Below are 21,011 nucleotides of genomic sequence, written 5' to 3'. Positions count from 1 at the left end.
AATATGCACAGCGAAGCATATTCGTCTACACTGGCGCCCATGTCCTACTCAGCAGCCGTGGCAGGAGCCAGCGGGTACGCCGGCGGCGAGGTGCTGCGCCTGCTCGCCTCCCACCCCGATGTTCACGTGAAGACGGTCACCGCGCACTCCCAGGCCGGGCAGCGCCTCGACCAGGTCCAGCCCCACCTGCACTCCCTGGCGTCGATGCCGCTGCATCCGACCACGCCCGAGGTCCTCAGCGGACACGACGTGGTGGTCCTGGCCCTGCCGCACGGGGCCAGCGCGCCGGTGGCTCAGGCCCTGGCGACCTCGGATCCCGACGTCCTCGTGCTGGACATCGGCGCGGACCACCGACTCGAGTCCGCCCGCGCCTGGACGGACTTCTACGGAACCGAGCACGCCGGAGTCTGGCCCTACGGGCTGCCCGAACTGCCCGGCCGCCGCGTCGGCCTGTCCGACGCCCGGCGCGTCGCCGTTCCCGGCTGCTACCCAACGGCGAGCCTGCTGGCGCTGGTGCCGGGGTACTCGGCAGGCCTGCTCGAGCCGGAGGATGTCGTCATCGTGGCCGCGTCCGGGGTCTCCGGCGCCGGTCGGGCGGCGAAGGCGCATCTGCTCGGGGCGGAGACGATGGGCGCCATGAGTCCCTATGGCGTCGGCGGCTCGCACCGGCACATCCCGGAGATCGAACAGGGGCTGGGCTGGGCCGCCGGACGTCACGTCCAGGTCAGCTTCACGCCGACGCTCGCGCCGATGCCCCGCGGCATCCTCGCGACGGCGACCGCCCGTCTGACTCCCGGCACCGACGCGACGTCCGTCCGGGCGGCGTGGGAGGCCGCCTACGGCGAGGAACCGTTCGTGCACCTGCTGCCCGAGGGCCGCTGGCCGAGCACGGGAGCGGTCATCGGTTCCAATCACGTGCAGGTCCAGGTCGCCGTCGACGAGCGGGCGGGCCGGGTCGTCGCCTGCTGCGCGATCGACAACCTCACGAAGGGCACCGCCGGCGCGGCGGTGCAGTCGATGAACATCGCGCTCGGTCTCGAGGAGACGACCGGGCTGGAACAGGAAGGACTCGCACCATGAGCGTGAGCGCAGCACAGGGCTTCCGAGCGGCCGGGGCGACCGCCGGACTGAAGGATTCGGGGGCCTCGGACGTCGCCCTCGTCGTCAATGACGGGCCGCGCAGCGCGGCCGCAGCGGTGTTCACATCGAATCGAGTCGCCGCCGCTCCGGTGCGCTGGTCGCGTCGGGTGCTCTCGGACGGGGCGGCCCGGGCGGTCGTGCTCAATTCCGGTGGAGCCAACGCGGCCACGGGCGCGCAGGGGCAGGCCGATGCCCGGGCGAGCGCCGAGCATGTTGCATCGCGGCTGGGCCTGGACTCGCAGGACGTCGCCGTCTGTTCCACCGGGCTGATCGGCGAACGGCTGGACATGCCTCGCCTGCTGACCGGCATCGACGCCGCCGTCGACGGACTGGCCGAGGAGGGAGGCGACGACGCGGCGCGCGCGATCATGACCACCGACACGGTGCCCAAGCAGGCGGTGTCCCGAGCCGAGGGCTATGTGCTGGGCGGCATGGCCAAGGGAGCCGGCATGCTCGCCCCCGGGCTGGCGACGATGCTGTGTGTGCTCACCACCGATGCGGACCTGCCGGCCGACGTGCTGCAGGCGTGTCTGCGCGAGGCGGTGCGCACCACCTTCGACCGGACCGACTCCGACGGCTGCATGTCCACCAACGACACGGTCCTGCTGCTCGCCTCCGGTGCGGCGGATCACACGCCGGAGCCGGACGAGTTCACGCACCGACTCCGCGAGGTCTGCGCAGACCTGGCCCGGCAGCTGATCGCCGACGCCGAGGGGGCCCGTCATGAGATCGCCGTCCGCGTGGTGGGCGCCGCGACTGAGCCGGCCGCCGAGGCCGTCGCGCGGGCCGTGACCCGCTCGAATCTGTTCAAGACCGCGGTGTTCGGGCAGGACCCGAACTGGGGGCGGGTCATCTCGGCGGTCGGCACGGTGCCTGAATCCGTCGCCGCCTTCGACGCCGATGCACTCGACGTGTGGTTCAACGGGGTGCGAGTGTGCCGGGCCGGCGGGGTCGGTGAGCCGCGAGACGGCGTCGACCTGACGGGACGGCAGGTGCAGGTCGTGATCGACCTGCACGCCGGGGACGCCGAGGCGACGATCTGGACCAACGATCTGACGCACGACTACGTCCACGAGAATTCGGCCTACTCGACGTGAGCGAGCCGGTCGCAGGGGAGCGAGGAGAGATGACGAACGCGCACACGCCGCCGGATGCGTCGGCGCAGCAACGGCTGCACCGGGCCGCGGACAAGGCCCAGGTGCTGATCGAGGCGCTGCCGTGGATCCAGCAGTTCGCCGGCACCACGATGGTCATCAAGTACGGCGGCAACGCCATGGTCTCTGATGAGCTGCGGCGTGCCTTCGCCGAGGACGTCGTGTTCCTCCACCACGTCGGCGTGCACCCGGTCGTCGTGCACGGCGGCGGGCCGCAGATCGGCGCCATGCTGGACCGTCTCGGGATCGAGTCGCAGTTCCGCGGCGGACTGCGCGTCACCACGGACGAGGCCATGGACGTGATCCGGATGGTGCTCACCGGCCAGGTGGGCAGGCAGCTGGTGGGGCTGATCAACTCCCACGGCCCCTACGCGGTCGGCTCCTCGGGTGAGGACGCTGGCCTGTTCTCCGCGCGACGCACCGGCACGGTCGTCGATGGCGAGCAGGTGGACCTCGGCCTCGTCGGCGAGGTCACCTCCGTGAACCCGGAGGCGATCCGCGACGTCATCGACGCCGGCCGGATCCCGGTCGTCTCCTCGGTGGCACCGGAGGTCGACGCGGCGGGCGAGCCGACCGGCCAGGTGCTCAACGTCAACGCCGACACGGCGGCGGGGGCGCTGGCCACGGCACTGGGCGCCACCAAACTCGTGCTGCTGACGGATGTGGAGGGACTCTACGCTCGGTGGCCGGAGCGGGACTCGGTCATCAGCTCGATCGACACGGCCCGGCTGCGGGGGCTGCTGCCGGAGCTGGGTGCCGGGATGATCCCGAAGATGACCGCGTGCCTGGACGCCGTCGAGTCCGGAGTGCACCGTGCCCACGTGGTCGACGGCCGCCGTGCCCACTCGATGTTGCTTGAGGTCTTCACCACCGCCGGCGTCGGCACCCAGGTTGTGCCCGCGCAGACCGGCGCCGGGGATCGGGGGAGAGCATGAGGACGCCGCACACAGGTCCCGGGGCGAGCGCCGTCCTGCTGGAGCGGTATGAACACAGCCTCAACGGCGTGTTCGGCCGCCCTCAGGCCGCGCTGAGCCACGGGCGCGGAGCCCGCGTCTGGGACGTCGACGGGCGGGAGTACACCGACCTGCTGGCCGGGATCGCCGTCACGGTGCTCGGACACGCGCATCCACGCCTGACCGAGGCGATCCGTCGCCAGGCCGGACGGCTGACCCACGTCTCCAATTTCTTCACTACCTCTGCGCAGGTGGAACTGGCCGAACGACTGCTCGCGATCGCGGACGCGCCGAGCGGTTCGGCCGTGTTCTTCGCGAACTCGGGCACCGAGGCGAATGAGGCGGCCCTCAAACTGGCCCGGCGTCACGGCACGTGTCACCCGGGCTCCGACGGACGACCACGAGGCCGTGTGCTGGCCCTCACCGACGGGTTCCACGGCCGGACGATGGGGGCATTGGCCCTCACCGCGAAGCCGGCCTATCGGGAGCCGTTCGAGCCGCTTCCCGGCGGCGTCCAGCACGTGCCGCGGGCGGACCTCGCGGCGCTCGAGGCGGCGATGGGCGACGACGTTGCCGCCGTCGTGCTCGAGCCCGTGCAGGGGGAGGCCGGTGTCCGGCCTCACCCGCCCGGCTACCTGGCGGGGGTGCGCGAGCTGTGCGACCGTCACGGGGCGCTCATGATCCTGGACGAGGTCCAGACGGGCATCGGCCGCACCGGCACCTGGTTCGGGTGGCAGAACCCCGACGTCACGGGCTCAGACGCAGTCCGGCCGGACGCGATGACCGTGGCCAAGGGCCTGGGCGGAGGAGTGCCGATCGGCGCGCTGGCCACCTTCGGTGAGCACGCGTCCGCGCTGTTCGCACCCGGCCAGCACGGCACGACCTTCGGCGGCAACCCGCTGGCCTGTGCCGCGGGCCTGGCGGTGCTCGAGACGATCGAGGAGGAGGCGCTGCTGGCCAGGGCCCGCGGCATCGGCGCGCTGGTGGGCGACGTCGCCGCTCGACTCGACGGCGTCGACGCGGTGCGCAGCGCCGGAGCGCTCGTCGGGCTCGATCTGACGTCGGCATCGGCGCCGGCGGTCGTGGCGGCGGCCCTCGACGCCGGTTTCATCATCAACGCGACGGGCCCGGCGACCCTGCGCCTGGCGCCGCCGCTCGTCGTGGAGGACGAGCAGCTGACAGACTTCCTGCAGATGCTTCCCGCCGTGGCCGACCGGGCCGGCGGCCGACCCGAAGGAGACACCCGATGAGCCGACAGCGCCCCGTCCGCCACTTCCTCACGGACACGGACCTGAGCCCCAGCGAGCAGGCCGAGGTGCTTGAACTGGCTCTGCAGATGAAGCAGGACCGATTCGCCGCACGGCCCCTGGCCGGTCCGCGCACCGGCGTCGTGATCTTCGACAAGACGTCGACGCGCACCCGCGTCTCCTTTTCCGCCGGCATCGCCGAACTGGGCGGCCACCCGCTCATCATCAATCCCGGCGAGTCGCAGATCGGCCATAAGGAATCGATCGCGGACACGGCGCGCGTGCTCGGACGCATGGCCTCGGTGATCGTGTGGCGCACCTACGCTCAGTCCGGGCTCGAGACGATGGCCGAGCACGCCGGTGTGCCGGTCGTGAACGCCCTCTCTGATGAGGTTCACCCCTGCCAGCTGTTGGCCGACCTGCTGACGGTCCGGGAACGTCGGGGCCGCACCGCCGGGCTCACGCTCGCCTACCTGGGCGACGGGGCGAACAACATGGCCCACTCCTACCTGCTGGCGGGAACCACGGCCGGCATGCACGTGCGCGTCGCCGCCCCGGCATCGCATCTGCCCGAGGAACAGGTCGTCGCCGCCGCTCAGGCCAGGGCGGAGCAGACGGGAGGATCCGTGCAGGTCACGACTGATCCGGTCGAGGCCGCCCGGGGCGCCGATGTTGTGGCCACGGACACGTGGGTGTCGATGGGCCAGGAGGACGAGGGCGATGCGCGCGCAGCCCAGTTCACGGACTATCGTGTCGATTCCCGGCTGATGGCATACGCGGCCGCCGACGCCGTGTTCCTGCACTGCCTGCCCGCCTACCGCGGCTTCGAGGTGACCGCCGAGGTGATCGACGGTCCGGCCTCGGCCGTGTGGGACGAGGCCGAGAACCGCCTGCACGCGCAGAAGGCGCTGCTGACCTGGCTGCTGCGACGTTCCGGACAGAGCACCGAAGAGGAGAAATGAGGCACATGGCCACCCCGACGACGAAGACCGCCCGACAGGCGGCGATCCGTGACGTGCTGCAGACCCAGCAGATCCGGTCCCAGGCCGCGTTGTCGGAGGTGCTGGCCGCGAAGGGCCTGTCCGTCACGCAGGGGACCCTCTCCCGCGATCTCGTGGATCTCGGCGCCGTCCGCGTGCGCGGCGGCACAGGCATGGTGTACGCGGTGCCGAGCGAGGGGGAGGACTCCGCCTTTGCGACCCACTCCGCACAGGCCCAGGCCGCCCGGCTGACCACCATGAGCCGGGAGCTGCTGATCTCGGCCGAGCCGACGGAGAACCTCGTCGTCTTGCGCACGCCTCCGGGGGCCGCGCAGTACATGGCCTCCGTCATCGATCAGGCCCGGGTGGAGAATGTGCTGGGGACGATCGCCGGTGACGACACCATCCTGCTGATCACGCGCAGCGTGAAGGACGCCCCGAACGTCGCGGCCTCGCTGCTGGGGCTGGCCGGCTGAGGCGGGAGCAGGGCGGCCGTGCCGAGGGTCAGCGCTCCGAGCGTCGGTAGACGGCGTCGCCCGAGGGTGCCTCGACGTCGTCGACGGCATTCCACTCGGTGAAGTCGATGGTTCCTTCGAGCTGGGAGCGCGGGGCGTCGTCGTCGCGGTCGACTTCGAGTCGCACGAGTGTGTCGTCCTCGTCGATGAACAAGGCCACCTCGCCCTGAGAGGTGTCGACGTCCGAGTACTTGTATACGCGTTGTCCGTCGATGCGAACGGTCGTCGCCTCGACCTGCTTGTCCGCGAACGCGTCGTCGCTGGGCAAGGCCGCGGTGAAGCTCTCGTAGAACGTTGACATCGCGAACCCGGAGTCCTGCTCCGAGGCCATGGGAATCCACCGCTCGGTGTCGACGTCTTGGAACGTCTCCCCGCCGCGTGAGTGTCGGAAGGTCTCGTTGGCGCGCAGATACGTGGTGCCGTCGACGGACCGGACCTCGACGTGGGCCTTGTCCTCGGCCACGAGCCCGGAGTAGTTCGAATCATCCAGAGCCCCGGCGAGCTCGAGCGCCGTCTGTTGGCCGTCCTGCGACACCTCTGCCGTGATCTTCACCGACTCCGCGTGCTCCACCTTGTGGCTGACATCGGGCCAGACTTCGTGGAGTGGGGGAGGCTCGGATGTGCATGCGCTGAGCGCCGTGGCTCCGGTGAGAGCCAGCACGCACCAGCAGGCGCGACGGATGCGGTGACGGCGAGGCGCCCCGGGCGACCGCGACGGTCGCATCGTGGAGCAGGACATGTCGGAACCTCTTCTCGTCTACTCTCGTCGGCGGCGGGCGCGATCGTTCAGATCTTAGACCGGCTAGCGCAGAGGCGCTCGCGGAAACGGCCAGGGCCCCCACGGATGTGGGGACCCTGGCCGTCGATTCGCCGCGTGCTCACGCGGTCAGCCGTAATCAGGCCTGGGGCAGGACGAGCTCCTGGCCGAGGTAGATCAGGGCGGCGTCGTCGATGGTGTCCTTGTTGGCCTCGTACAGGGCCTCCCAGCCACCCTCCACGTTGTGCTCGGCGGCGAGGGTGAACAGGCTGTCGCCGGCCTTGACGGTGACGGTCTGCTCAGCAGCCGAGGCGGTCTCGGCCTGCGGGGCAGGAGCGGCCTGGCGCTGCACCTGCTTCTCGGCGGCGGCCTGGCGCTGGGCCTCGGCACGCTCGGCGGCGGCCTGGCGCTGGGCCTCGGCACGCTCGGCGGCGGCCTTGTCGGCAGCGGCCTTCTCGGTGGCGGCGGTGCGGTCGACCTCGACCTGAGCGGAGCCCTGGGCGTCAGCCGCACCCAGACCCAGCTTGGCCTGGCAGCCCGGCCACGCGCCCCAGCCCTGAACGGCGAGGACCTTCTCGGCGACCTGGATCTGCTCGGCCTTGGAAGCCTGGTGCGCGTACTCGGTCGAGCCGCCCATGGCCTTCCAGGTCACGGGGTGGAACTGCACGCCGCCGTAGAAGCCGTTGCCGGTGTTGATGGACCAGTTACCGCCGGACTCGCACTGGGCGAGGCGGTCCCAGGTCTCCACGCTCGCGGCCTGGGCCGGGGCGGAGAGGCCGACAGCGGCGGCGCCGGCGATGGTCATGCCCGCGATAGCGGTGGCGGAGGTGCGACGAGTAGCGGTGAAGTTCGAGGAGAAGAAGCTCATGATCTCAGTGTGATGTCCCGGGCTCCGCTTCTCTCTGCCGTGTCCGGTCGTGCGCAGGTCGATGCCTGGCCGTACCGTCCATGACGTTCGAGGGGCCGTCCGCCCTGGGTAGGGTCTGGTATCCACCATGGGGTGGGACGGCCCGCAGCGGGTGTCCATGGTGGTGGGGAGATCCGTGCCGCTCGTCCCTCCGGGGTGGAGTTCGGTAACGGTTGCATCACGGATCGACTACGGAAGAGTCAACGCCCTTGCCCCCGGCTCCGTCAAGTCGATGGGTCGTGCCTGGGGAAAGTCGAGGTCGATCCAGGGCCGGTTGAGACGATCTGCGGTAAGTGGTCAGGTTCTAGGTCGATCTGTCTTTCTAGATCGGGTGAATTGGAGCAGGGTGTCCTCTTGATCCGCATCACGTTGCGTCTTGATCTGCGCGTAACATTTGCCGTGCATGCCACCCTCTGGCCGTGGAGCTGCGCCCAGCGGTTCACCGGCCGTCCGAGGCGGGGCGTATCCAATATTCACTAGATTGCATAACTATTCGACGCGGCGTAGGGTCGTTCCCGGATCGTCCACGCAGGCCGTCGCGCGCGGCGGCGATCGAGGCAGGGCAGGGCCGGAACGACGCCGGCACTGCGGAACACGAAGGAGCAGCAGACATGAAGGAACGCATCGTCCTCGCCTATTCGGGCGGACTCGACACCTCCGTCGCCATCGGCTGGATCGCGGAGGCCACCGGCGCCGAGGTCGTCGCGGTGGCCGTCGACGTCGGTCAGGGCGGCGAGTCGCTCGAGACGATTCGACAGCGCGCGCTCGACTGCGGCGCGGTCGAGGCCTATGTGGCCGACGCGCGTGATGAGTTCGCCGAGACGTATTGCATGCCCACGCTCAAGGCCAATGCCCTGTATATGGACGCATACCCGCTCGTCTCGGCGATCTCCCGTCCGGTGATCTCGCGGCACCTCGTTGCGGCCGCGCGTCAGTTCGGCGCGTCGACGGTCGCGCACGGCTGCACCGGCAAGGGCAACGATCAGGTGCGCTTCGAAGTGTCCATCCAGACGCTGGGGCCGGACCTGAAGTGCATCGCCCCCGTCCGTGACCTCGCGCTCACGCGGGACAAGGCCATCGACTACGCCGAGCGCAACGAGCTGCCGATCGTCACCACCAAGAAGAATCCCTTCTCGATCGACCAGAATGTGTGGGGGCGCGCGGTGGAGACCGGCTTCCTCGAGGACATCTGGAATGGCCCGACGAAGGATGTGTACGACTATACCGACGACCCCGCGTTCCCGCCCGCGCCGGACGTGGTGACGATCACCTTCGAGAAGGGTGTGCCCACCAAGCTCGACGGACGGCAGTTGACACCGCTCGAGGTCATCGAGGAGCTCAACCGCCGGGCCGGGGCGCACGGCGTCGGCCGGATCGACCTCGTCGAGGACCGTCTGGTGGGCATCAAGTCCCGCGAGATCTACGAGGCGCCGGGGGCGATGGCCCTCATCGCCGCCCACAAGGAGCTGGAGAATGTGACCCTGGAGCGTGAGCAGGCCCGCTTCAAGCGCATGGTCTCTGACCGCTGGACCGAGCTCGTGTACGACGGCCAGTGGTTCTCGCCGCTGAAGCAGAACCTGGACACGTTCATCGACGCGACCCAGGAACACGTCAACGGCGAGATCCGGCTGGAGCTGCACGGTGGCCGCGCGACCGTCCAGGGGCGGCGTTCGGAGACCGGGCTGTACGACTTCAATCTGGCCACCTACGACGAGGGAGACGCCTTCGACCAGTCGTCCGCGCGCGGCTTCATCGACATCGTCGGTCTGTCTGCCAAGACGGCCTCTGAGCGGGCTCAGCGGCTCGACGGGCAGGTCGACCTGGCCGACGTCGCGCCCCTGTCGAATGACTGAACCGGGCCAGGAGCATGAGTCACGATCAGGAGGAGACGGCCATGGACGAGCGGACCGACCAGACGCCGGGGCGTCACGGCACGAACGAGGGGTCGCTGTGGGGCGGACGCTTCGCCTCGGGGCCGGCCCCCGCGCTGGCCGCGCTGAGCAAATCGACCGACGTCGACTGGAGACTGGCCCCGTACGACATCGCAGGCTCGCGGGCCCACGCCGGCGTGCTGCGCGACGCGGGGTTGCTCACCACGCAGGAGCACGAGGCGATGCTGCACGCCCTCGACCGTCTCGAGGCCGATGTGCGTTCGGGAGCGTTCGTCGCGGCGGACTCTGACGAGGACGTGCACGGCGCTCTCGAGCGCGGTCTGCTCGAGCGAGCGGGGGACGAGCTGGGCGGCAAGCTGCGGGCGGGGCGCTCGCGCAACGACCAGATCGCGACCATGGGGCGGATGTATCTGCGTGATCACGCTCGCAGCGTCGCGTCGGGTGTGCTCTCGGTCGTCGAGGCTCTGCTCGAACAGGCCGCAGCACACCCCGACGCGCCGATGCCCGGGCGCACCCATCTGCAGCACGCACAGCCGGTGCTGCTGTCGCACCACCTGCTCGCCCACGCGTGGCCCCTGGTGCGGGATCTGCAGCGTCTCGTGGACTGGGACGCGCGCGCATCGGTCTCTCCCTATGGATCCGGGGCCCTGGCGGGCACCTCGCTCGGGCTCGACCCGAACCGCGTCGCGGCCGACCTGGGCCTGGAGTCGGCGTGCTGGAACTCGATCGACGGCACGGCGGCCCGCGATGTGTACGCCGAGTTCGCGTGGGTCGCGGCGATGATCGGCGTGGACCTGTCCCGGCTCAGCGAAGAGATCATCTTCTGGGCCACGAAGGAGGCCGGCTTCGTGCGGCTGCATGATTCCTTCTCGACCGGCTCCTCGATCATGCCGCAGAAGAAGAACCCCGACATCGCCGAATTGGCCCGGGGCAAGTCCGGTCGGCTCATCGGCGACGTCACCGGGCTGCTGAGCACGCTCAAGGGTCTGCCATTGGCGTACAACCGGGACCTGCAGGAGGACAAGGAGCCGGTCTTCGACGCGGTCGACACGCTGGAGCTGCTCCTGCCGGCGGTGGCGGGCATGGTCGGCACGCTCACGTTCGACACCGAGCGCATGGCCGAGCTCGCCCCGCAGGGATTCGCCCTGGCCACCGACGTGGCCGAGTGGCTCGTGCGACAGGGCGTCCCGTTCCGCGTGGCCCACGAGCTGGCGGGCGAAGCGGTCAAGGCCGCGGAATCGCGCGGGGTCGAGCTCTGGGATCTCACGGACGAGGAGTACGCGAGCGTCTCGGAGCATCTCACCCCGCAGGTGCGAGAGGTGCTCACCACGGCAGGCTCGCTCGCCTCCCGGGACAGTCAGGGCGGCACCGCGCCGACGGCGGTCGCCGCTCAAACCGAAGAGCTGCACCGGCAGCTCACGCGCCTGCGCGAGTTCGCCGCGAGCACCGGGTCGGTCGTCGCCGGCCAGTAGTCACTCATCGGCCACGTCGCGTTCAACTGACTGGTTATACGATGGGTGGTCATCTTTGCCCGTGGGCCGGTTTCGAACGCGGCCCTGCCGAGTCCGTCGATGAGGTCAGCACATGCCCGAACAGGTCACCACCCGACAGGACGAGCTCACGCTCGAACGTGGTCGCGTGGCGGTGCGATACGCCCGGCTGGATGCGTTGCGACGCGAGAAAGAGGAACAGCTGGCGCGGGTGCGCCGCACCGGACTGCAGGGATCCGTGCAGAACCACTCGGAGCGTGACGCGTTCGCCACCCTCTATGAGGACCGCCTGGCACAGCTGTACGCGGTGGACGACCGGTTGGTGTTCGGGCGCTTGGATCTGGACCCGGCGCACGCGGACCCCCAGGGGTCACCCGAGGACGGGCAGCGATACATCGGTCGCATCGGCCTGACGGATGAGGAGCGCGGCCGGTTGCTCGTGGACTGGCGTGCTGCCGAGGCCGGAGCGTTCTATCAGGCCACCGCGTTGCAGCGGCAGGGGGTGCGGCGTCGTCGGCATCTGATGTTGCGCGGCAGAGAGGTGCGGGACCTCGAGGACGAGATCCTCGATCCGCAGATGCTCGCCGCAGGGGAGGCTTCCGGTGAGTCGCAGGGTGCTCTGCTCGCCGCGGTCACGGCTCGGCGCACCGGTCACATGCGGGACATCGTCGCCACGATCCAGGCAGAGCAGGACGCGCTGATCCGTGGGCGGCTGCCCGGGGCGGTCGTCATCCAGGGTGGTCCCGGCACCGGGAAGACGGCCGTCGCGCTGCATCGGGCGGCATACCTGCTGTACACGCACCGTGAGCGATTGGCGAAGTCCGGCGTCTTGATCGTCGGACCCTCCGACGGCTTCATGCGTTACATCGAGCGCGTGCTGCCCTCGCTCGGCGAGACCGGGGTGGTCATGCGCTCGCTCGGCGGCCTGTTCCCCGGGGTGCAGGGCCAGGAGGAGAGCGATCCTCGGGTCGCCGAGATCAAGGGACGGCTGGACTGGGCCGAGATCATCGCGAACGCGGTCGCCCAGAGGCAGCGTCTGATCCCGGCGCCCCGGAAACTGGTGGTGGACGGCACGACGCTCAAGCTCAAACCCGGCAAAGTGCGCAAGGCTCGCGACAAGGCGCGCGCGACCGGCAAGAAGCACAACAAGGCGCGGGCCACGTTCGTCAAGATCCTTGTGCGCGAACTCGCCGAACAGCTCAAGGAGCGGTTGGAGAAGTCCGCCGGCAGCAGCGTCAACCGCGACTACCTGCTCGAGGACGTGCGCTCAGCTCGCGACGTGCGCATCGCGCTGAACCTGTGCTGGATGCCGATGACGCCGCAGCGGTTGGTCGAGGACCTGCTCACGAAGGAGTCCACACTGCGCGCCGCCGCGCCGTGGCTGAACGACGAGCAGGTTCGTCTGCTGCTGCGCGAGCCGGGGGCGGCCTGGACGGAGTCCGACGTGCCGCTGCTGGATGAGGCCGCGGAGCTGCTGGGCCCCATGCCGGAGTCCGGGCGTGGTGCGACGAGCCAGACCCAGCACGAGCGGAATCTCGAGAACGCCCGCGCCACGCTGGAGAACGTGCACCAGACCCTTGCGGATATGGGCGTGGACGGCGTGGTCGACGCCCAGACCCTGGCCGCGGCGAACGAGCCGACCCAGACCCGGCACAGCACCGCCGAACAGGCCGGGCAGGACCGTACCTGGACCTACGGCCATGTCGTGGTCGACGAAGCGCAGGAGCTCTCGCCGATGCAGTGGCGTCTGCTCGCACGGCGCTGCCCGCTGAAGTCGTTCACGATCGTCGGTGACATCGCTCAGGCCTCGACACTGGGGGCGAGCCGGTCGTGGGCCGAATCCCTGGACCCCGTGTTCGCGGACCAGTGGCGTCAGGAGTCCCTGACGGTGAACTACCGGACGCCGGCGCGCATCATGCGCTGGGCCGCGCAGGTGGCCCGGGAAGCCGGCCTGCAGGTGCGACAGCCGGAGGCAGTACGCGAGGGCGAGCACGAGCCGCGTCTGGTCTGCCGTCCCGGCGAACGCCTCCAGGATGTGGTCGCTCAGCAGCTCGACGACGTGCGGACGATCGCCCCGCAGGGCCTCGCCGCCGTGATCGTGCCGCCGTCGTTGCTCGCCGACACGGTGGAGAGCCTGCGGGCCCGCCACGGCCGTCTGGTCGACACCACACCCGGGCCGGGAGTGGACATCGTCGTGGCCACGGCCCGCCAGACGAAGGGCCTCGAGTTCGACACCGTGGTGCTCGTCGCGCCGGAACTCATCGTCGCGCAGTCCCACGGGGTTGTCGGGGACCTCTATGTGTCCATGACCCGCTGCACCCAGGCGTTGCGCGTCGTGAGCACCGCGGCACCGGACGATCTGCCCGCCGGGCTCACATGGGGACCGGAAAGGCGCCACTGACGGCGACGACACGGCCGGTCGCATCAGGATGAGGACAGCAGGGGTTGGTACGTTGACACTCGTGTCAGAGAATTCGTCGACCCCCGCCGACCAGCGTCCGACCGAGCGTCTGAGCGCCCAGTCGAACGACCCGAGCTTCGAGAACGTCTGGCAGGAGCTGCAGTGGCGCGGACTCGTGCACGTCTCGACCGATGAGAAGGCGCTCGAGGAGGCCCTCGCCGGGGAGCCCATCACCTACTACTGCGGCTTCGACCCGACGGCGGCCTCCCTGCATCTGGGACATCTGGTGCAGCTTCTGCTCATGCGTCGGCTCCAGCTGGCCGGGCACCGACCCGTCGCGCTGGTGGGTGGGGCGACGGGCTTGATCGGCGATCCGCGGCAGAGCTCGGAGCGCGTGCTCAACACCCGTGAGGTCGTCGACCAGTGGGTTCAGTCGCTGCGCGAGCAGATCCGCCCGTACCTCTCCTTCGAGGGCGACAACGCGGCGACCATGGTGAACAACCTGGACTGGACCGCGCAGTTGAGCGCCCTGGACTTCCTGCGTGAGATCGGCAAGAACTTCCGCGTCGGCACGATGGTGAAGAAGGAGATCGTCGCCTCGAGGCTGAACTCGGAGGAGGGCATCTCCTACACGGAGTTCTCCTACCAGGTGCTGCAGGGCAATGACTACCTGGAGCTGTACCGCCGGCACGGAATCACGCTGCAAACCGGCGGGTCGGACCAGTGGGGGAATCTCACCTCCGGCACGGAGCTGGTGCGCAAGGTGGAGGGCCAGCACGTGCACGCCATGGGCACCCCGCTGATCACCAACGCCGACGGCACCAAGTTCGGCAAGTCGGAGGGCAACGCGATCTGGCTGAACGCCGAGATGTGCTCGCCGTACGCCTTCTACCAGTTCTGGCTCAACACCGCCGATGCCGACGTCATTGACCGGCTCAAGGTCTTCACGTTCCTCACCAAGGCGCAGATCGAGGAGTACGCGGAGAAGGTCGCCGCGGAGCCCTTCCGCCGCGAGGCGCAGAAGCGGCTGGCGTGGGAGGTCACGGCGCTGGCACACGGAGCAGAGACCACTCAACAGGTCATCGACGCATCCCGGGCGGTCTTCGGTGGGGCAGACCTCGCTGAGGTGGAGGCCGACACACTGGCGACTATCTTGGCCGAGCTGCCGCAGGCGGATGCCACGAAGTGGGACCGCGACGAGGCCGGAACGGTCTCCGCGGTGGGATTGCTGGTGTCGACCGGGCTGGCGGCGTCCAACTCGGAGGCGCGACGGACCATCAAGGAGGGCGGGGCGTTGGTGAACAACGTGCGCATCGCCGATCCGGAACAGCGGTATTCGACGCTCGACGCACTAGCCGGCAGGTATCTGCTCGTACGTCGCGGTAAGAAGAACATGGCTGCAGCTGATCTGCGCGCCTGACGCCCCGGTGACGCACATCACCGAACAGCGCGTGGACTCTGGGCGCTGACCTCTCGAGTGCGCGACCCCCGTTGTCCGCAGGAATACGCGGACGATGGGGGTCGTGCGCATCCAGGGGTGGTCAATTTTGCGTTTGGGGTGGAGTGTGTGTAGAGTTCTTTCTCGTGCTGAGGCGCTGAACGAGTGATCGTGAGGCGCGGTGAATAACACGGTTTCCGCGGATTCAAGCCGGTAGTTGCTGTTTCTTGTGGTTGTGCTCACCGGGCATGCATTCGATGGTTGGCCGCTGTGGTGGTTGGTGTCGGATGGGTTTCTTGAATAGGTCGGTCGGTTTTGACAGCCGGTTGTCGTGTGGTAGAGTTGAGGCTCTCCGCTTGATGAACGGTTCGTGACGGTCTCGGAAACGAGGTTGACATTGTCGGATCGGTTGGTCTAGGATGGAGAAGTTGCTCCGGAGCGATGTGCCGCGGTTGCGGTGAGCTGAGGTTCGGAAGCGCCTGTTGTTTGAGAACTCAATAGTGTGCCAAGTTTTTTGATGCCAATTGTTTGAAACATATTGGTTGCCGTTGTCCCCACACCCCCGTGTGGGTTGATGATGGCATGCCAGTGATTGAATTGACATTGTGGATGGTTTTTCCGGCTGTCTGTGATGTTGTTTCTGTATTTTTTTTACGGAGAGTTTGATCCTGGCTCAGGATGAACGCTGGCGGCGTGCTTAACACATGCAAGTCGAACGATGAAGCCGGAGCTTGCTCTGGTGGATTAGTGGCGAACGGGTGAGTAACACGTGAGTAACCTACCCTTGACTCTGGGATAAGCCCGGGAAACTGGGTCTAATACCGGATATGAGTCATCACCGCATGGTGGTGGTTTGAAAGATTTATCGGTCTTGGATGGACTCGCGGCCTATCAGCTTGTTGGTGAGGTAATGGCTCACCAAGGCGACGACGGGTAGCCGGCCTGAGAGGGTGACCGGCCACACTGGGACTGAGACACGGCCCAGACTCCTACGGGAGGCAGCAGTGGGGAATATTGCACAATGGGCGGAAGCCTGATGCAGCGACGCCGCGTGAGGGATGACGGCCTTCGGGTTGTAAACCTCTTTCAGTAGGGAAGAAGCGAAAGTGACGGTACCTGCAGAAGAAGCACCGGCTAACTACGTGCCAGCAGCCGCGGTAATACGTAGGGTGCGAGCGTTATCCGGAATTATTGGGCGTAAAGAGCTCGTAGGCGGTTTGTCGCGTCTGTCGTGAAAGTCCGGGGCTTAACCCCGGATCTGCGGTGGGTACGGGCAGACTAGAGTGCAGTAGGGGAGACTGGAATTCCTGGTGTAGCGGTGGAATGCGCAGATATCAGGAGGAACACCGATGGCGAAGGCAGGTCTCTGGGCTGTAACTGACGCTGAGGAGCGAAAGCATGGGGAGCGAACAGGATTAGATACCCTGGTAGTCCATGCCGTAAACGTTGGGCACTAGGTGTGGGGAACATTCCACGTTTTCCGCGCCGTAGCTAACGCATTAAGTGCCCCGCCTGGGGAGTACGGCCGCAAGGCTAAAACTCAAAGGAATTGACGGGGGCCCGCACAAGCGGCGGAGCATGCGGATTAATTCGATGCAACGCGAAGAACCTTACCAAGGCTTGACATGTTCTCGTTCGCCGTAGAGATACGGTTTCCCCTTTGGGGCGGGTTCACAGGTGGTGCATGGTTGTCGTCAGCTCGTGTCGTGAGATGTTGGGTTAAGTCCCGCAACGAGCGCAACCCTCGTTCCATGTTGCCAGCACTTCGGGTGGGGACTCATGGGAGACTGCCGGGGTCAACTCGGAGGAAGGTGGGGACGACGTCAAATCATCATGCCCCTTATGTCTTGGGCTTCACGCATGCTACAATGGCCGGTACAATGGGTTGCGATACTGTGAGGTGGAGCTAATCCCTAAAAGCCGGTCTCAGTTCGGATTGGGGTCTGCAACTCGACCCCATGAAGTTGGAGTCGCTAGTAATCGTAGATCAGCAACGCTACGGTGAATACGTTCCCGGGCCTTGTACACACCGCCCGTCAAGTCACGAAAGTCGGTAACACCCGAAGCCGGTGGCCTAACCCTTGTGGGGGGAGCCGTCGAAGGTGGGACTGGCGATTGGGACTAAGTCGTAACAAGGTAGCCGTACCGGAAGGTGCGGCTGGATCACCTCCTTTCTAAGGAGCATTTAGTGCCAGCGGCATCACCGAGTGTGTGGTGGCTGGTTGCTCATGGGTGGAACATCAAAGAATTGTGTCTGGCTGATGGCCGTGTGCGGTGAGTACGCAGCCCTGTGTGGGTTGTTGGAAAGTCGTGCGTGGTTGTTGGTTGGGTGATTGGCACGCTATTGGGTTTTGGGACAGCAGGTACTGGCTGGCTTTCGGGTTGGTTGGTGACTGTTGTTTCTGTTTTTCACTGGTGTGAAGCATGCTGCTGTTGGTGGTGTGTGGAGTGCTGTGTGGGTTGTTGTTTGAGAACTGTATAGTGGACGCGAGCATCTTATTTTTTGTTGCTGCACTGTTTGAGCATGGCATGGCCCCCTGGGTGTGTTGTGTGAGGTGTGGTGATGCCGAGAATGATATCTAATTGCTCATTTTTGGAGCTTCTGAGTGTTTGGAAGTTTCTAAGGGCGCATGGTGGATGCCTTGGCAACAGGAGCCGATGAAGGACGTGGGAATCTGCGATAAGCCTGGTGGAGTCGATAACCGGACGTTGATACCAGGATTTCCGAATGGGGAAACCCCGCGCAACGTGTTGCGTGACCCCCGGTTGAACACATAGACCGGGTGGAGGGAACGCAGGGAAGTGAAACATCTCAGTACCTGCAGGAAGAGAAAACAAAAGTGATTCCGTGAGTAGTGGCGAGCGAAAGCGGATGGGGCTAAACCGTATGTGTGTGATACCCGGCAGGGGTTGCATGTGCGGTGTTGTGGGCCCATGTTGGGCAGGTCTGCCGGCCTGTCGCAGTGAGGTGCGGGCATATAGACGAACCGGTGTGGATGCCGGACCGTAGAGGGTGACAGTCCCGTAGTTGTAATGTGTTCCGCCGCTGTTATGTGGTTGCCCGAGTAGCACGGGGCCCGAGGAATCCCGTGTGAATCTGCCAGGACCACCTGGTAAGCCTGAATACTACCTGTTGACCGATAGCGGATCAGTACCGTGAGGGAATGGTGAAAAGTACCCCGGGAGGGGAGTGAAATAGTACCTGAAACCGTGTGCCTACAAACCGTCGGAGCCCTTTTGGGGTGACGGCGTGCCTTTTGAAGAATGAGCCTGCGAGTTAGTGATACGTGGCGAGGTTAACCCGTGTGGGGAAGCCGTAGCGAAAGCGAGTCTGAATAGGGCGATTGAGTCGCGTGTCCTAGACCCGAAGCGGAGTGATCTACCCATGGCCAGGTTGAAGCGCGTGTAAGAGCGCGTGGAGGACCGAACCCACTTCAGTTGAAAATGGAGGGGATGAGCTGTGGGTAGGGGTGAAAGGCCAATCAAACTCCGTGATAGCTGGTTCTCCCCGAAATGCATTTAGGTGCAGCGTCACGTGTTTCTTCCCGGAGGTAGAGCTACTGGATGGACGATGGGCCCTACAAGGTTACTGACTTCAGCCAAACTCCGAATGCCGGGAAGTGAGAGCGTGGCAGTGAGACTGTGGGGGATAAGCTTCATAGTCGAGAGGGAAACAGCCCAGACCACCGGTTAAGGCCCCTAAGCGTGTGCTAAGTGGGAAAGGATGTGGAGTTGCTGAGACAACCAGGAGGTTGGCTTAGAAGCAGCCACCCTTGAAAGAGTGCGTAATAGCTCACTGGTCAAGTGATTCCGCGCCGACAATGTAGCGGGGCTCAAGTACACCGCCGAAACCGTGGCATTCAGTTTTCTGGATGGGTAGGGGAGCGTCGTTCATGAGGTGAAGCCAGCGGGTAACTTCTGGTGGATTGTGGACGAGTGAGAATGCAGGCATGAGTAGCGAAAGACGGGTGAGAAACCCGTCCGCCGGATGACTAAGGGTTCCAGGGTCAAGCTAATCTTCCCTGGGTGAGTCGGGACCTAAGGCGAGGCCGACAGGCGTAGTCGATGGACAACGGGTTGATATTCCCGTACCGGTGAAGAACCGCCCATGTTGAACTGGTGATACTAACCGCCCAAAGCATCCTTCACCCGGGTCTTTGACCTGGGGTGGGGTGTGGAGCGCGGGACCTGAACTGGGGAGGCAAGCGCATTAACAGGTGTGACGCAGGAAGGTAGCCGGGCCAGGCAGTGGAATCGTCCTGGTCTAAGGGTGTAGGGCTCACGATTGGTAAATCCGTCGTGTTTGTGCTTGAGACCTGATGGGCGCCCCGTGTGGGGTGATCCGGTGATCCTATGCTGCCGAGAAAAGCATCGGCGTGAGGTTTGAACCGCCCGTACCCGAAACCGACACAGGTAGTCAGGTAGAGAATACTAAGGCGATCGAGAGAATCATGGTTAAGGAACTCGGCAAAATGCCCCCGTAACTTCGGGAGAAGGGGGGCCCTGACCTTGAGCACTACTTGCTGGTGTGAGGGGATATGGGCCGCAGAGACCAGGGGGAAGCGACTGTTTATCAAAAACACAGGTCCGTGCGAAGTCGTAAGACGATGTATACGGACTGACTCCTGCCCGGTGCTGGAAGGTTAAGGGGACCCGTTAGCTTCGGCGAAGCGGAGAACTTAAGCCCCAGTAAACGGCGGTGGTAACTATAACCATCCTAAGGTAGCGAAATTCCTTGTCGGGTAAGTTCCGACCTGCACGAATGGAGTAACGACTTCCCCGCTGTCTCAACCATGAACTCGGCGAAATTGCATTACGAGTAAAGATGCTCGTTACGCGCAGAAGGACGGAAAGACCCCGTGACCTTTACTATAGTTTGGTATTGGTGTTCGGTGTGGCTTGTGTAGGATAGGTGGGAGACTGTGAAGCGGGCACGCCAGTGTTCGTGGAGTCATCGTTGAAATACCACTCTGGTCACTCTGGATATCTAACTTCGGCCCGTGATCCGGGTCAGGGACAGTGCCTGATGGGTAGTTTAACTGGGGCGGTTGCCTCCCAAAATGTAACGGAGGCGCCCAAAGGTTCCCTCAGCCTGGTTGGCAATCAGGTGTCGAGTGCAAGTGCACAAGGGAGCTTGACTGTGAGAGTGGCAGCTCGAGCAGGGACGAAAGTCGGGACTAGTGATCCGGCGACTCGTTGTGGAACGGTCGTCGCTCAACGGATAAAAGGTACCTCGGGGATAACAGGCTGATCTTGCCCAAGAGTCCATATCGACGGCATGGTTTGGCACCTCGATGTCGGCTCGTCGCATCCTGGGGCTGGAGTAGGTCCCAAGGGTTGGGCTGTTCGCCCATTAAAGCGGTACGCGAGCTGGGTTCAGAACGTCGTGAGACAGTTCGGTCCCTATCCTCTGCGCGCGTTGGAAATTTGAGAAGGTCTGTCCTTAGTACGAGAGGACCGGGACGGACGAACCTCTGGTATGTCAGTTGTACCGCCAGGTGCATGGCTGATTAGCTACGTTCGGGATGGATAACCGCTGAAAGCATCTAAGTGGGAAGCCGGCTTCGAGATGAGATTTCCTTGCCCCTTTGAGGGTGTGAGGCCCCCAGCTAGAACACTGGGTTGATAGGCTGGATGTGGAAGCACGGACTGAAGACGTGTGGAGCTGACCAGTACTAATAGGCCGATGACTTACAAACACTTGTCACACTGTTGTGTGGTGGGGTGTTCGCGTCCACTGTGCGGTTGTCTGATTGCAACTGTGGTTGGCTGAGTGTGTTATGCTTGGTTGACTGTTTTGTGAATATGGTTCATGTGTTGTGATCCTTTAGGTTTCGCCTGCGCCCCGTAGTGTGTGGGGTGTGTGGTGTGTAGGGTTACGGCGGTCATAGCGTGGGGGAAACGCCCGGTTCCATTCCGAACCCGGAAGCTAAGGCCCACAGCGCCGATGGTACTGCAACCGGGAGGTTGTGGGAGAGTAGGTCGCCGCCGGACATTCTTTTGTGGTTGAGGCCCCCTGCCTGTTGGTAGGGGGCCTCCCTTTTTGTCATGTTTTCTCGCACCCCGAGCGGAGCTCACACGGGACTAGACTCAATGCAGTTCACATCTGTCGGCAATCAGGGAAGGACGAGGCATGC

General features: G+C 65.5%; 12 protein-coding genes and 3 rRNA genes. 13 read left to right on the top strand and 2 right to left on the bottom strand.

All coding sequences use genetic code 11. The annotated features are described in order from the left end of the window. Nucleotides 1-39 precede the first annotated feature (39 nt). Genes argC through argR form a run of 6 tightly spaced genes read left to right on the top strand, consistent with a single transcriptional unit; the run spans nt 40 to nt 5,950 of the window. Complete coding sequence (gene argC / locus HDA30_RS05095; RefSeq protein ID WP_184241272.1) at nt 40-1,080, top strand: N-acetyl-gamma-glutamyl-phosphate reductase; 1,041 nt, start codon at nt 40-42, stop codon at nt 1,078-1,080. Beyond that, nucleotides 1,077-2,237, top strand: a complete 1,161-nt coding sequence (gene argJ, locus HDA30_RS05090) for a bifunctional glutamate N-acetyltransferase/amino-acid acetyltransferase ArgJ (protein ID WP_184241271.1) — start codon at nt 1,077-1,079, stop codon at nt 2,235-2,237. Before argC ends, argJ begins: the two co-directional genes overlap by 4 nt. Before the next feature lie 29 nt (nt 2,238-2,266). Next, on the top strand, nt 2,267-3,229 hold the full coding sequence (gene argB / locus HDA30_RS05085; protein ID WP_184241270.1) for an acetylglutamate kinase: 963 nt from the start codon (nt 2,267-2,269) through the stop codon (nt 3,227-3,229). Beyond that, nucleotides 3,226-4,497 carry an acetylornithine transaminase gene (locus tag HDA30_RS05080; protein ID WP_184241269.1) on the top strand — a complete coding sequence of 424 codons (1,272 nt, stop codon included), beginning with the start codon at nt 3,226-3,228 and terminating at the stop codon, nt 4,495-4,497. Before argB ends, HDA30_RS05080 begins: the two co-directional genes overlap by 4 nt. Further along, on the top strand, nt 4,494-5,456 hold the full coding sequence (gene argF, locus HDA30_RS05075; protein WP_158496783.1) for an ornithine carbamoyltransferase: 963 nt from the start codon (nt 4,494-4,496) through the stop codon (nt 5,454-5,456). The genes HDA30_RS05080 and argF overlap by 4 nt, the downstream gene beginning before the upstream one ends. A gap of 5 nt (nt 5,457-5,461) precedes the next feature. Next, nucleotides 5,462-5,950, top strand: a complete 489-nt coding sequence (argR, locus tag HDA30_RS05070; protein ID WP_158496784.1) for an arginine repressor — start codon at nt 5,462-5,464, stop codon at nt 5,948-5,950. A 28-nt stretch (nt 5,951-5,978) separates the two neighbouring features. Here the strand turns inward: argR and HDA30_RS05065 are convergent, their stop codons facing one another. Both HDA30_RS05065 and rpf read right to left on the bottom strand, forming a co-directional pair. Next, nucleotides 5,979-6,542, bottom strand: a complete 564-nt coding sequence (locus HDA30_RS05065; protein ID WP_184241268.1) for a hypothetical protein — start codon at nt 6,540-6,542, stop codon at nt 5,979-5,981. Nucleotides 6,543-6,885: 343 nt separating this feature from the next. Next, nucleotides 6,886-7,614: a resuscitation-promoting factor Rpf gene (gene rpf, locus HDA30_RS05060; RefSeq protein WP_184241267.1), complete on the bottom strand. Its 729-nt coding sequence runs from the start codon at nt 7,612-7,614 to the stop codon at nt 6,886-6,888. Between the two features lie 650 nt (nt 7,615-8,264). On the opposite strand from rpf, the gene HDA30_RS05055 reads away from it, so the two are divergent. From HDA30_RS05055 to rrf, 7 genes are all read left to right on the top strand, one after another. Beyond that, a complete protein-coding gene (locus HDA30_RS05055) occupies nt 8,265-9,506 on the top strand; it encodes an argininosuccinate synthase (RefSeq protein WP_158496787.1) in 1,242 nt (413 codons plus the stop codon). 41 nt (nt 9,507-9,547) lie between these two features. Beyond that, nucleotides 9,548-11,017, top strand: coding sequence for an argininosuccinate lyase (gene argH / locus HDA30_RS05050; RefSeq protein WP_158496863.1), 1,470 nt, complete (start codon nt 9,548-9,550; stop codon nt 11,015-11,017). Between the two features lie 112 nt (nt 11,018-11,129). Continuing rightward, the gene (locus HDA30_RS05045; RefSeq protein WP_184241266.1) at nt 11,130-13,436 is read left to right on the top strand and encodes a HelD family protein; all 2,307 of its coding nucleotides are present in this window, start codon (nt 11,130-11,132) and stop codon (nt 13,434-13,436) included. A gap of 61 nt (nt 13,437-13,497) precedes the next feature. Beyond that, a complete protein-coding gene (gene tyrS, locus HDA30_RS05040) occupies nt 13,498-14,856 on the top strand; it encodes a tyrosine--tRNA ligase (protein ID WP_288818539.1) in 1,359 nt (452 codons plus the stop codon). A 668-nt stretch (nt 14,857-15,524) separates the two neighbouring features. After that, nucleotides 15,525-17,048, top strand: a 16S ribosomal RNA gene (locus HDA30_RS05035). A 436-nt stretch (nt 17,049-17,484) separates the two neighbouring features. Continuing rightward, nucleotides 17,485-20,573: ribosomal RNA gene (locus tag HDA30_RS05030) — 23S ribosomal RNA — on the top strand. 178 nt (nt 20,574-20,751) lie between these two features. Continuing rightward, nucleotides 20,752-20,868: ribosomal RNA gene (rrf, locus tag HDA30_RS05025) — 5S ribosomal RNA — on the top strand. The 16S, 23S and 5S rRNA genes sit together here, the layout of an rRNA operon. Nucleotides 20,869-21,011: the final 143 nt, after the last annotated feature.

Source organism: Micrococcus cohnii (genome assembly GCF_014205175.1).
GTDB classification, from domain to species: domain Bacteria; phylum Actinomycetota; class Actinomycetes; order Actinomycetales; family Micrococcaceae; genus Micrococcus; species Micrococcus cohnii.
Note: the sequence above shows the minus strand (reverse complement) of the source record. Positions and strands in the feature narration are given on the sequence as shown.

What these genes read in the sequence shown, in the direction of transcription:
- argC (WP_184241272.1), top strand. Translation starts at nt 40, where the DNA reads ATGTCCTACTCAGCAGCCGTGGCAGGAGCCAGCGGGTACGCCGGCGGC.
- argJ (WP_184241271.1), top strand. Translation starts at nt 1,077, where the DNA reads ATGAGCGTGAGCGCAGCACAGGGCTTCCGAGCGGCCGGGGCGACCGCC.
- argB (WP_184241270.1), top strand. Translation starts at nt 2,267, where the DNA reads ATGACGAACGCGCACACGCCGCCGGATGCGTCGGCGCAGCAACGGCTG.
- HDA30_RS05080 (WP_184241269.1), top strand. Translation starts at nt 3,226, where the DNA reads ATGAGGACGCCGCACACAGGTCCCGGGGCGAGCGCCGTCCTGCTGGAG.
- argF (WP_158496783.1), top strand. Translation starts at nt 4,494, where the DNA reads ATGAGCCGACAGCGCCCCGTCCGCCACTTCCTCACGGACACGGACCTG.
- argR (WP_158496784.1), top strand. Translation starts at nt 5,462, where the DNA reads ATGGCCACCCCGACGACGAAGACCGCCCGACAGGCGGCGATCCGTGAC.
- rpf (WP_184241267.1), bottom strand. Translation starts at nt 7,614, where the DNA reads ATGAGCTTCTTCTCCTCGAACTTCACCGCTACTCGTCGCACCTCCGCC.
- HDA30_RS05055 (WP_158496787.1), top strand. Translation starts at nt 8,265, where the DNA reads ATGAAGGAACGCATCGTCCTCGCCTATTCGGGCGGACTCGACACCTCC.
- argH (WP_158496863.1), top strand. Translation starts at nt 9,548, where the DNA reads ATGGACGAGCGGACCGACCAGACGCCGGGGCGTCACGGCACGAACGAG.
- HDA30_RS05045 (WP_184241266.1), top strand. Translation starts at nt 11,130, where the DNA reads ATGCCCGAACAGGTCACCACCCGACAGGACGAGCTCACGCTCGAACGT.